At 64.0% G+C, this 12469-nt stretch carries 9 protein-coding genes and 1 tRNA gene; 5 read left to right on the plus strand and 5 right to left on the minus strand.

What is annotated here, in order from left to right; translation table 11 throughout:
- Nucleotides 1-12: 12 nt before the first annotated feature.
- The 4 genes from thrC to argS are packed head-to-tail and all read right to left on the minus strand — an operon-like array spanning nucleotide 13 to nucleotide 5472.
- Nucleotides 13-1095, minus strand: coding sequence for a threonine synthase (thrC, locus tag H7C86_RS24320; RefSeq protein WP_003941280.1), 1083 nt, complete (start codon nucleotides 1093-1095; stop codon nucleotides 13-15).
- A complete protein-coding gene (locus tag H7C86_RS24325; protein WP_007726192.1) occupies nucleotides 1092-2405 on the minus strand; it encodes a homoserine dehydrogenase in 1314 nt (437 codons plus the stop codon). Before H7C86_RS24325 ends, thrC begins: the two co-directional genes overlap by 4 nt.
- Complete coding sequence (lysA, locus tag H7C86_RS24330; RefSeq protein ID WP_019749182.1) at nucleotides 2402-3823, minus strand: diaminopimelate decarboxylase; 1422 nt, start codon at nucleotides 3821-3823, stop codon at nucleotides 2402-2404. Before lysA ends, H7C86_RS24325 begins: the two co-directional genes overlap by 4 nt.
- Nucleotides 3820-5472, minus strand: coding sequence for an arginine--tRNA ligase (argS, locus tag H7C86_RS24335; RefSeq protein ID WP_019749183.1), 1653 nt, complete (start codon nucleotides 5470-5472; stop codon nucleotides 3820-3822). Before argS ends, lysA begins: the two co-directional genes overlap by 4 nt.
- 216 nt (nucleotides 5473-5688) lie before the next feature.
- On the opposite strand from argS, the gene H7C86_RS24340 reads away from it, so the two are divergent.
- Both H7C86_RS24340 and H7C86_RS24345 read left to right on the plus strand, forming a co-directional pair.
- Nucleotides 5689-6516: a DUF3105 domain-containing protein gene (locus H7C86_RS24340; RefSeq protein WP_020908297.1), complete on the plus strand. Its 828-nt coding sequence runs from the start codon at nucleotides 5689-5691 to the stop codon at nucleotides 6514-6516.
- A 4-nt stretch (nucleotides 6517-6520) separates the two neighbouring features.
- Nucleotides 6521-7240 (plus strand): DUF305 domain-containing protein, encoded by a 720-nt coding sequence (locus H7C86_RS24345; protein ID WP_029255708.1) that lies wholly within the window; start codon nucleotides 6521-6523, stop codon nucleotides 7238-7240.
- A gap of 65 nt (nucleotides 7241-7305) precedes the next feature.
- Here H7C86_RS24345 and H7C86_RS24350 read toward each other — a convergent pair whose 3' ends face one another.
- Entirely contained in the window at nucleotides 7306-9675 is a 2370-nt protein-coding gene (locus H7C86_RS24350) for a phosphoketolase (protein WP_182262376.1), read from the minus strand.
- A gap of 243 nt (nucleotides 9676-9918) precedes the next feature.
- On the opposite strand from H7C86_RS24350, the gene H7C86_RS24355 reads away from it, so the two are divergent.
- The 3 genes from H7C86_RS24355 to H7C86_RS24365 all read left to right on the plus strand — a co-directional run bounded on the left by H7C86_RS24355 (nucleotide 9919) and on the right by H7C86_RS24365 (nucleotide 12467).
- A tRNA-Arg gene (locus H7C86_RS24355) sits at nucleotides 9919-9994 on the plus strand.
- 89 nt (nucleotides 9995-10083) lie between these two features.
- Complete coding sequence (locus H7C86_RS24360) at nucleotides 10084-11010, plus strand: LysR family transcriptional regulator (protein ID WP_019749187.1); 927 nt, start codon at nucleotides 10084-10086, stop codon at nucleotides 11008-11010.
- 128 nt (nucleotides 11011-11138) lie between these two features.
- Nucleotides 11139-12467 carry an MFS transporter gene (locus H7C86_RS24365; protein ID WP_020908300.1) on the plus strand — a complete coding sequence of 443 codons (1329 nt, stop codon included), beginning with the start codon at nucleotides 11139-11141 and terminating at the stop codon, nucleotides 12465-12467.
- Nucleotides 12468-12469: the final 2 nt, after the last annotated feature.

The raw sequence follows: 12469 nt of genomic DNA on the forward strand, positions 1-12469 counted from the left end.
AATCCACGGACACTATGCAAGCTCGAGGGCAGCCGCGACGGCAACGGGATCGACACCGATCGGCTCGACGTTCGGCATACCCTTCAAAGCCGTGTCAGGATCCTTGAGACCGTTACCGGTCACCGTGCACACGACGGTCAGGCCCGGCTCGAGCCAGCCCTCTGCGCGTGCGGCGAGCAGGCCGGCGACACTGGCTGCCGACGCCGGTTCGACGAAGACGCCCTCGGTGGCGGCGATCAGACGGTAAGCCTCGAGGATCTTCTCGTCGGTGGCGGCACGGAATGCACCGTTCGACTCTTCCTTCGCGGCGACAGCGCCGTTCCAGGAAGCGGGGGAACCGATTCGGATTGCGGTAGCGATGGTTTCGGGATCCTTGACGGGTGCGCCGTTGACCAGCGGAGCCGCACCGGCTGCCTGGACGCCGAGCATGCGGGGCTTGACCGTGGTCAGACCGTCCGCGTAGTACTCGGAGTATCCGCGCCAGTACGCGGTGATGTTTCCTGCGTTTCCGACCGGGAGAGCGTGCACGTCGGGAGCCTTGCCGAGCACGTCCATGATCTCGAATGCCGCGGTCTTCTGACCTTCGATGCGCACCGGGTTGACGGAGTTGACCAGACCGATGGTGGGGAATTCCGCCGTGGTCTTGCGTGCCAGCTCGAGGCAGTCGTCGAAGTTGCCCTGGACCTGAATGATCTTGGCGCCGTGCATGACTGCCTGCGCAAGCTTGCCCATGGCGATCTTGCCCTGCGGGATGAGCACGGCGCAGGTCATGCCTGCCTTGGCTGCATACGCAGCGGCCGAGGCGGAGGTGTTGCCGGTGGACGCGCACAGAACTGCGCGCTGGCCACGGGCCAAGGCGTCGGTGACGGCCATCGTCATGCCGCGGTCCTTGAAGGAACCGGTGGGGTTGAGACCCTCGACCTTGAGGTAGACGTCGCAGCCGGTGATCTCGGAGAGGTGGCCGGCCGGCAGGAGCGGGGTGCCACCTTCGCGCAGGGTGACGGTCTTCCAGTTGTCACCGATCGCGAGACGGTCCCGGTATGCCTCGATGAGACCCGGCCATGCCTTGTGGACGGGGTTGACGATGCCGGTCATTGTTCAGTGCCTTCCAGTCGCAGCACGCTGGTCACAGCGGTGACGAATTCGAGTTCGTTGAGGGCCGCCACGGTCTCGGAGAGAGCCGCGTCGGTTGCTACATGAGTGACGACCACCAGACGCGCGCCGGCGCCGGCGCCCTCCTGGCGGACGACGGAGATGCTCACGCCGTGCTTGGCGAACTCGGCGGCGACTGCGGACAGCACACCTTCCTTGTCCGCGACCTCCATGTTCACGTAGTAGCGCGTGAGGATGTCGCCCATCGGGGCGACCTTGAGCTTGGCGTACTTGGACTCGCGGGGGCCGCGGCCGCCGTGAACCTTGTTGCGCGCCGCCATCACCAGGTCACCCATCACCGCGGAAGCGGTGGGGGCGCCGCCAGCGCCCTGGCCGTAGAACATGAGCCGGCCGGCGTTCTCTGCTTCCACGACAACGGCGTTGAACGCGCCGTTGACCGAGGCCAGCGGATGGCTGAGCGGAACCAGCGCCGGGTACACGCGAGCAGAAATCCGCTCCTTGCCCTTGGGCGTGACGATGCGCTCGCAGATCGAGAGCAACTTGATCGTGCAGTCGAGTGCCTTCGCCGACGCCAGGTCGGCGGAGGTGATCGTGGAGATTCCTTCGCGGTACACGTCCGCGGCAGTGACGCGGGTGTGGAACGCGATCGACGCGAGGATCGCAGCCTTCGCCGCGGCGTCGTAGCCTTCGACGTCCGCGGTCGGGTCGGCTTCCGCGTATCCGAGGCGTCCGGCTTCGGCGAGGGTCTCTTCGTAGTCGGCGCCGGTCTCGTCCATCGCGGAGAGGATGAAGTTGGTGGTGCCGTTCACGATTCCGGCGACCTTGTTGACACGGTCTCCGGCCAACGACTGTGTGAGCGGGCGGATCACGGGGATCGCACCGGCAACAGCGGCCTCGAAGTACAGGTCGACAGAGTTGGCCTCTGCAGCCTCCGCCAATTCACCGGTGTGGTCCGCGAGCAGCGCCTTGTTGGCGGTCACGACCGACTTACCGGAGTTGAGGGAAGAGAGAATCAGCTTGCGAGGGAGCTCGATTCCGCCGATCACCTCGACCACGATGTCGACGTCGTCACGACCGACCAGGGACTCGGCGTCCGTCGTCTGCAGTTCCTCGGGAATTCCGCGGTCCGAGCCGATACGGCGGACGGCAACTCCCCGCAGTTCCAACGGGGCGCCGACGCGAGCTTCGAGTTCCTCGGCCTGCTCACGAATGATCCGGACGACCTCGCTCCCGACGTTGCCGAGGCCGAGAACGGCCACACCGATAGCGCGATGCGCCGATTCGCTCGTCACTGCGATACCTCCAAGCTGAGCAGATCTTCCACTGTTTCCCTCCGCAGAATCACGCGTGAGACTCCGTCACGCACCGCCACCACGGCTGGGCGGGTGAGCAGGTTGTACCTGCTCGACATCGAATAGCAGTATGCACCGGTCGCTGCTACCGCTAGTAAATCACCGGGCCCGACGTCCTCGGGCATCCAGGTGTCCCGAATGACCACGTCACCGGACTCGCAGTGCTTACCGACGATACGTGCAACGACGGGATCAGCCTCGGAAGTTCGCGAAACCAACTTGGCTTCGTACTCCGCACCGTAGAGGGACGTGCGGATGTTGTCGCTCATCCCGCCGTCGACGCTGATGTAGCGGCGTGTCAGCGAGCTACCCACCGTCACGTCCTTGATGGTGCCGACCTCGTAGAGCGTCACCGTGCCAGGTCCGGCGATGGCGCGGCCGGGTTCGACGGCAAGCGTCGGCTCCGGCAATCCGGCCAGTGCGGACTCGTTGCGCACGATGTGGCCGAGCTTTGCTGCCAGTTCGTCGACGGGCGGCGGGTCGTCGGAGGGGATGTACGAGATCCCCATGCCGCCGCCGAGGTCGATGATCGAAATCTGCTTGGTCTTCTCGACTCCGAACTCGGTGACGACGTCGCGGAGCAAACCGATCACGCGGTGCGCTGCCACCTCGAAACCGTCGACGTCGAAGATCTGCGAACCGATGTGGCTGTGCAGGCCGACCAGTCGCAAGTTGTCGGCAGCGAAGACGCGACGGACCGCGTCGATCGCCGCTCCCCCGGCCAGCGAGAAACCGAACTTCTGGTCCTCATGTGCGGTGGAGATGAATTCGTGGGTATGCGCTTCGACGCCGACGGTCAGTCGGATCAACACGTCCTGAACGACACCGGCCTCACCGGCGACACGATCGAGTCGGTCGATCTCGATCGCCGAGTCGAGCACGACATGCCCGACGCCCGCGGCGACACCAGCGGCCAGTTCGGCGACTGACTTGTTGTTGCCGTGCATGGCAATTCGCTCGGCCGGGAAGTCCGCGTGCAACGCGATCGCCAGTTCGCCGCCGGAGCAGACGTCGAGCGAGAGGCCTTCGTCGGCGACCCAGCGTGCGATCTCGCCACAGAGGAATGCCTTGGATGCGTAGTGCACCTTGGCATCCGGGCCGAAGGCGCGGGCCATGTCGCGGCAACGCGAGCGGAAGTCGTCCTCGTCGATGACGAACAGCGGGGTGCCGTACTTCTCGGCAAGTTCACCGACCTTGACACCCGCGAGGGTCACTTCACCGTCGTCGCCGCGAGAAGCGTTGCGCGGCCACACCTGCGGTGAGAGTTCACCGAAGGCTTCGGGGCTGGCAGGACGGTCGGGCAAGCCGGGGGCCTGCAACTGCTCGGCATGCTTGGGGCCGGCGGGGTGCGCGTTCACATTTGCTCCGGTGCGGTGACGCCGAGCAGTTCGAGGCCGTTGGCCAGGACCTGTCGGGTGGCGGCGCAGAGAGCCAGACGCGCGCGGTGCACGTCGGTGGCGTCTTCGTCGCCTTGCGGAAGGATGCGGCACGCGCCGTAGAAGCGGTGGTACGCACCCGCGAGTTCTTCGAGGTAGCGGGCAATACGGTGCGGCTCACGCAGATTCGCCGCGCTCGACACGACGCGTGGGTACTCGCCGATCGTGCGGATGAGGTCACCCTCCTGCTCGACGGTGAGCAGGGCGAGGTTGCTCGCGTCGGCGGACAGACCGAGGTCCGCGGCGTTGCGAGCGATCGCCGAGAGGCGTGCATGCGCGTACTGGACGTAGTAGACGGGGTTCTCGCTGCTGGTCTTGGTCCACAGGTCGAGATCGATGTCGATGCTCGAGTCGACCGACGAGCGGATCATGACGTAACGCGAGGCGTCGACGCCGATTGCCTCGACCAGGTCGTCGAGGGTGATGACGGTGCCTGCGCGCTTGCTCATCTTGACGGCAGTGCCGTCCTTGACGAGGTTGACCATCTGGCCGATCAGCACCTCGACGGTGTCCGGATCGTCGCCGAATGCGGCCGCGGCAGCCTTGAGACGGCCGATGTATCCGTGATGGTCGGCACCGAGCATGTAGATGCAGAGGTCGAACCCGCGGGCGCGCTTGTTCTGGAAGTAGGCGATGTCACCGGCGATGTAGGCGGCGTTGCCGTCGCTCTTGATGACGACGCGGTCCTTGTCGTCGCCGTAGTCGGTGCTCTTGAGCCACCACGCACCGTCTTCGTGGAAGAGGTTGCCCGAACCCTTGAGGGATTCGACGGCCTTCTCGACCGCACCGGATTCGAAGAGCGAGTTCTCGTGGAAGTAGACGTCGAAGTCGACGCCGAAGTCGTGGAGGGTCTGCTTGATGTGCGTGAACATCAATTCGACGCCGATGGCGCGGAAGGTTTCCTGCTGCTCGTCGGCGGGCAGCTCCATGACGTCGGGACGCTGCTTCAGAACCGAGGCGGCGATGTCGGCGATGTATGCACCGGCGTAACCGTCTTCCGGAGCAGGTTCACCCTTCGCTGCAGCGATCAGCGAACGCGAGAAGCGGTCGATCTGGGCACCGTGATCGTTGAAGTAGTACTCACGTGTGACCAATCCACCCTGCGCGGACAGAATGCGTCCGAGCGCGTCTCCGACTGCAGCCCAACGGGTTCCACCGAGGTGAATCGGTCCGGTGGGGTTGGCCGAGACGAATTCGAGGTTGATCTTCTTGCCGGCGAGAGAGTCACCCGAGCCGTACGACGCACCGGCTTCGAGAACCGACACGACGATCGCGCCCTGGGCGTCCTTGTCCAACCGAATGTTGAGGAAGCCGGGTCCGGCGATCTCGGCGGATTCGATTCCGTCGGCAGCGGTGAGGGCTTCGGCGATCCAGCCCGCCAGCTCGCGGGGATTAGTGCCGACCTTCTTGGCTACCTGCATGGCAATGTTGGTGGCGTAATCGCCGTGCTCGGGGTTGCGTGGTCGCTCGACGGTAAGGGTTTCGGGCAGCACGGATACGTCGAGGCCACGATCGGCAAGGACGCTCGCTGCGGTTCCGCGGAGCAGTTCGGCAAGGTCAGCTGGAGTCACAGGTATTCATCCTATTGCCTGCACACCGGAAGTGGAGACTCGCCTCACGCCTCGCTCTCCGTGAACGTGCGCGGGGCCGCTGTGGCGTGTCGCACGCCACTCTCAAAGTTTGCCCTCAGACTCGGAAAGTACAGTGGTAATGCCCGAGCTACCACCGCGTACCTTCGTGCGCGGGCGCGCCACACCTCAAGCCCACACACCGAAAGAGCCCAATCGATGCCAAGCGGTTCCGATAGTCGCGGTCCCAACAAGAACTCCGGGGCCAAATCAGCCAAGGCCATCAAGGCCGCCAACAAGAACAGTCGGCCGGCCAAGAAGGGTAAGGGCGGCGTCCCCGCTCCCCGCCAGATCCCCTGGCTGTCGATCGGCGCCGGTGTGGCTGTGCTCGCACTCATCGCCGTGCTCGGTATCAATCTGTGGCCCAAGGTCGAGGAGCGGCAGGCCCTCGAGCCGTACAAGTACAGCTCCGAGAACAAGGATCCGTCCGACAAGATCGACGGCGTCCTCAAGATCGAGTACCCGGCCGGCCAGCACGTCGATTCCACTCAGCGCGTGGCGTACGACCAGACTCCGCCGTTCGGTGGCCCGCACGACGCCACCTGGGCGAACTGCACCGGAACCGTGTACGCCGACCCGATCCGCACCGAGAACGCCGTCCACTCGCTCGAGCACGGCGCCATCTGGATCACGTACAACCCCGATCTCGTCGACCAGGACCAGATCGACAGCCTCGCCGCACGCGTCAACGGCAAGTCCTACATGCTGATGTCGCCGTACCCCGGCCAGAGCAGCCCCATTTCTCTGCAGTCGTGGGGCCATCGCCTCGAGATCGACAAGGCCGACGACGATCGCATCGATCAGTTCATCACCGCCCTGAACCAGAACCCGAACGTCTACCCCGAGGTCGGCGCGAGCTGCACCAACCCGCTGTTCACTCCGTCGACGTCGCCGTTCGATCCGACACCTCCGGGCGCCGACGCCATCCAGATGGACGGCACGGGCGCGACCCCGGCCACGGACGAACAGATTCCCGCCGGTGGATAGTCCGGTGAATAGTTCAGAGACCACCGATCAGCCTTCGAAGCCGAGTCAGCGCACCGCACTGCTGATCATCGGTCTGATCGGCGCGATCGCCGTCGGTTTTGCCCTCGGCGCACTGACCAACCTCCTCGGACCCGATGCGAAGTCGTCACTGACCGTTCCGGCCTCGGATTCGGTGGACGTGGGCTTCGCGCAGGACATGAGCGTGCATCACAGCCAGGCCGTCGACATGGCGTCCATCGCCCTGACGAAGTCCACCGACAACGACGTACGCACGCTCGCGTTCGACATCTTGACCACGCAGCAGAACCAGCTCGGTCAGATGCAGGCGTGGCTGACCATGTGGGATCAGCCGCTGTCCAAGGTGGGCCCGTACATGGAGTGGATGTCGTCCGATTCGGGCTCCGGCCACGGATCGCACGGGACTTCGGCCACGATGGACATGAGTCATTCCGGGCCGGTCGACACCATGCCCGGCATGGCGTCCCCCGAGGACCTTGCGGCTCTCCGCGCGGCGGAAGGCCTGCAACTCGACACCTTGTTCCTGCAGTTGATGCTTCGTCACCACGAAGGTGGGCTTCCGATGATGGAGTACGCAGCTGCCGACGCCACCGAGGGTCCGGTGCGCAGCCTGGCGCAGACCATGGTCAACACGCAGCAGAGCGAGTCCAAGCTGATGACCGACATGTTGGCAGCTCGCGGCGCAGTGCCGCTGCCCATGAACTGAACTGCACTGCACTGCACTGAGCTGAACCGAGAATGTTCAGACCCAACTGGGCCTGGTCCTGAATTTCAGGACCAGGTCCAGTTTTCTACCTCCGGCATGTCTTCGAGGTGCTCGACGATGTAACGCGAGTGCTTTTCGAGCTGTGTCCGGCAGAACTCCGCCAACTCGGACGCCCCGGCCGGCCGACGCTTGGAGCGTCGTAGCGCCTCGATCACCAGGTGGTAGCGGCTCATCTTGTTGAGGACAACCATGTCGAACGGTGTTGTGGTTGTTCCCTGTTCACTGAATCCGCGAACGTGGAAGCGTTCGGGACTCGGACGCCCGTGAATCAGTTCGTGCACCGCACGCGAGTACCCGTGGAATGCGAACACTACGTCGGTCTGCGCGGTGAACAGGTCGAGGAAGACCCGCTCCCCAAATCCGTGGGGATGTTCGGTTGGCGTCAGCAGGGCCATCAGATCGACGACGTTGACGACGCGGGTGATCAGTTCGGGCGTGTGATCGCGCAGCAACTGTGCAGCAGCCAGGATCTCCTGCGTCGGCACATCTCCCGCAGCGGCCAGGACCACGTCCGGTTCCTGTCCGCGAGCCTCGGTTCCGGCCCATTCCCAGACCGAAGCGCCCGCCGCACAGTGCTCGTGCGCTTGCTCGAGCGTGAGGTACTGCAGATGCGGTTGCTTGTCCACGACTATCAAGTTGACGTGGTCGGTACTACGCAGGCAGTGATCCGAGATCGAGAGCAAGGTGTTGGAATCCGGCGGCAGCCACACGCGGATCACACTGGGTGCCAAGGGAATAACGGCGTCGATCATGCCGGGGCCCTGATGACTGAATCCGTTGTGATCGTTGCGCCAGCATGTACTGGTCAGCAGCACGTTGAGCGAAGCGACGGACGCCCGCCACGGCAGGTCGACGGCATGTTGGAGCCACTTGGCGTGCTGGATGAGCATCGACACGCTCACCATCGCAAATGCTTCGTAGCTCGCGAACATCCCGTGTCGACCGGACAACAGATAGCCCTCGAGCCAACCTTCGCAGAGGTGCTCGCTGAGGACCTCCATGACACGACCGTCCGCGGACAGCCCGTCGTCGTAGTCGGTGATCGGCAGTTGCCAGCAGCGGTCGGTTGTCTCGAACACGGCGCCGAGGCGATTGCTCGACGTCTCGTCCGGACAGAAGAGTCGGAAGATCCCGCCGCTGTCCTCGGTTTCCGTGGCGGCGTAGATGTCGCGCAGAAGCTCGCCGAGCACTCGCGTCGTCTCGTGGAAGGTCGAACCCGGGGATTGGATGGGAAGCGCATACTTTTCGAGCGGCGGCATCGGGAGATCGACTCGAAGTCGTCCACCGTTCGCGTAGGGAGTGCTCCCCATGCGCTTGTCCCCCGCCGGCGAGAGCGCCGCCAGGTCCGCGACGAGTGATCCGTTGGCGTCGAACAAGTCGTCCGGACGGTACGACCGCATCCACTCTTCGAGTTGCCGCAGATGCGATTCGTTGGTTCGCACGCCGGACAACGGCACCTGGTGCGCACGATGTGTGCCCTCGACCAAGATTCCGTCGACGGTGTGTGGACCGGTCCATCCTTTCGGCGTTCGCAAGACGATTGCCGGCCACGAACCCGTCCACTCCTCGCCGCGGCGTGCGGCACCCTGCATCTCGCGGATCTTCTCGTGTGCCTGCGAGATCGCTTGATACAACTGAGGAAACACGACGTCGGGGTCGTCACCGGAGACGACGATCGGCGCCCACCCCTGGCCGCCGAGGTAGGCCTGAATGTCTTCGTCGCTGCTGCGCCCGTACACGGTCGGGCCCGCGATCTTGGCGCCGTTCACGTGCAGGATCGGCAACACCGCGCCGTCGCGTCGTGGATTCAAGAACGCCGGGAGCTTCCACGAGCCGGACAACGGCCCGGTCTCCGCTTCGCCGTCGCCGATCACACAGGCCACCACGAGGTTCGGATGATCGAAGGCAGCGCCGGCCGCATGCGCAAGGGCGTAGCCGAGCTCGCCTCCTTCGTGGATGCTTCCGGGTGTCTGCACACTCACATGGCTGGGCACTCCGCCGGGAGCCGAGAATCGCCGACACATCCGGTGGATACCCTCGGCGTCGTCCGAGACTTCCGGATAGATCTCCGAATACGTTCCCTCGAGATACGTCGACGCGACCAGCGCCGGGCCGCCGTGCCCCGGGCCGGTGACGTACAGCCAGTCAGCATCAGTGGTGACGATGTGCCGATTGAGGAGCGTGTAGATCATCGACAGGCCGGGGCTGGTCCCCCAGTGCCCGAGCAGTCGAGGCTTGATGTGCTCGGCTCGCAACGGTTCCCGCAGAAGCGTGTTGTCTTTCAGATAGATCTGCGCAACGGTCAGGTAGTTGGCCGCTGCCCACCACTTCAGGTCGAGCGCGAGCTGGTCTTCGGAATAGTGGTGATCGGTCATCAACGACTCCCGTACCTCACGAGGGTGCCCGAGCAGTCCGCCCGAGCCTGTGCTCAGAGCCGAGCCTAGGCGTAAAAAGCATCCGAGTCAGTCGGTACAGATGATTCGACGACCATGGTCCCCGGCCGCATCCTCGACTGCCTCCCGCGACGACGCCATGCCGAGACGGGTGCCGGTTTGGTCTTGTCCCCCCGTGATGCGCTACGCTAACGCAGCCCAATCGGCACACCGAGCATTCGGTGCGCCCCCGTAGCTCAGGGGATAGAGCGTTCGCCTCCGGAGCGAAAGGTCGCAGGTTCGAATCCTGCCGGGGGCACCACGAAGACGCAGGTCAGCGATTGATCTTCGACTTCTCCACGGTGCCGCACCAAAATATACAGGGCAATCTATCCGACTACTGTCGATCTCATGCCTCGCATCGATCCTGCTCCCACGTACACGATGCGTCAGCTTGCTGCGTTTGTCGCGGTAGCCGAGACCGGGACGATCAGCGCCGCGGCCGAGCGCTTGCACCTCTCCCCCTCTGCCCTGTCCGCGTCGCTCACCGAACTCGAACGCGCGCTCAAAGTTCAACTGTGCGTTCGCCGTCGCTCATTCGGCATTCAACTGACCCGCACCGGCGAATCCGTTCTGGTGCGCGCCCGGGCGCTACTTCAGCAAGCCGGGGAGCTCGAATCCGATGCGCTCGGAACCGGCGGAAACGTGTCGGGGCCCATCGCGATCGGTTGCTATCCCGCTCTGGGGCCGACGGTATTGCCGTCGATGATCGCCGGGTTCACCCGTGAGAATCCCGACGCGCAGGTGGAGTTCCGCGAGGACACTCAGAATCGGCTCCAGACACATCTCGAGAACGGCGAGTTGGACCTCGCGATCGCTTACGACCTGGACCTGTCTCCACAATTGCGCACAGTTCCGTTGGCCATCCGCGAACCCTTGATCGTCCTGGGTGCAGAACACCCACTCGCGCGGTCCGAGCGACCGATCCATCTTCCGGACCTCGCGGACCACCCGATGGTTCTCCTCGACGCGCCGCCGAGCACCAAACACGCGCTCGACGTCTGCCGCGCAGGCGGATTCATCCCGAAGGTTGCATACAGAACCGCGAACTTCGAGACGGCGCGGGCATTTGTCGGACGCGGACTCGGCTGGACGCTGTTACTCCAGCGCCCCAAGATGGACGTCACGTACGAGGGGCTCGAGGTAGTCGTCAAGACCATCGCTTCCCCTGTCGTGCCGTCGGTGCACGTAGTTCTCGCGTGGCACCAGAACACTCGCCTCAGCCGCGTCGCACGCGCTTTCATAGAATTCGTTTCACCCTCGGAACCTGCCCAATAGTCCCACTACCAGGCAGCGGAGCTGATTCCACGCATTTTCCGTGCAAGAACCTCCAATTCTTTCGCTTTTCAATTGTTGTGGCGCACGTCATTGTTTCTTCAAGCCACATTCATCTCGAAAGGCACTTCATGACCTCCATCGCCTCACCGACCGCTACGCGCACCGCCGCGACGGTCAAGGCGCGCAAGGCCGCCCTCGGCAGCTTTGTCGGCACCGCCATCGAGTGGTACGACTTCTTCATCTACGGCACCGCCGCCGCGCTCGTGCTCGGCAAGCAGTTCTTCCCCGGCACGTCCGATCTGGCCGGCACCCTGGCCGCCTTCGCCACCCTCGCCGTCGGATTCGTCGCGCGTCCCATCGGCGGAATCGTGATGGGCCACTTCGGCGACCGCATCGGACGCAAATCCATGTTGGTCACCTCGTTGATGCTGATGGGCTGCGCCACCGTTGCCATCGGCCTGCTACCCAACTACGCCGCCATCGGCGTCTTTGCCCCCATACTCCTGGTGACCTTGCGATTCGTTCAGGGACTCGGTGTCGGCGGCGAGTGGGGCGGCGCAGTTCTGGTCGCCACCGAAAACGCACCGGAGGGCAAGAAGGGGCTGTACGGCAGCGCACCACAAATCGGTGTTCCCGCAGGCGTATTGGTGGCCAATCTCGTCTATCTCCCCCTCGCCGCCTTCATGGACGACGATGCATTCAACTCCTGGGGATGGCGAATCCCGTTCCTGCTCAGCGCAGTTCTTGTGGGCGTTGCGATGTGGATCCGTCTCGGCCTCGAGGAAAGTGACGAGTTCACCGCTTCGAAGTCCGAAGCACCGGCGGAGTCCATGCCGATTCTCGAGGTTCTCACCAGACACTGGAAGACAGTGCTCCTCGCCGGTGGAACCTTCATCGCCACCAACGGAATTGCGTACGCGTACATGGTTTACGTGCTCAAATACGGCGAGTCCGAACTCGGCTTCAGCAAAACCACGATGCTCTTCCTCCTCATCGCATCCTGCCCGTTCTGGATGGCGGGAATGGCTTTCAGCGCTCACAAGTCGGACACTCTCGGACGCCGAACCGTCTACATCCGCAGTTCGATCGCCCTGGTAGTGGCGGCAGCGGTGTTCTTTCCGCTGATCGACACGGCGATCGTCCCGGTGATGCTCGTATCGATGATCGCCCTCGGCTTCACGCTCGGCTGCTGCGCCGGCCCACAAGCGGCGCTGTTCGCCGAATTGTTCCCCGCACACATCCGCTACAGCGGAGCGTCACTCGGCTACCAGATCGGCGCAATCCTCGGCGGCGGTCTGGCCCCGATGATCGCCACCGCGCTATACGCCGCCTTCGACACCTCGTTCGCCATCACCGTTTACTTCGTGATCATTGCCGTGATCAGCTTGGTTTCCATCCTGCTACTCCCGGAACCTCAACTGATCCCGAAAAACACTGCCGCACAGAAAGCCTCGTGACC

Source organism: Rhodococcus sp. UFZ-B548, assembly GCF_903819475.1.
GTDB classification, from domain to species: Bacteria; Actinomycetota; Actinomycetes; order Mycobacteriales; family Mycobacteriaceae; genus Rhodococcus_F; species Rhodococcus_F erythropolis.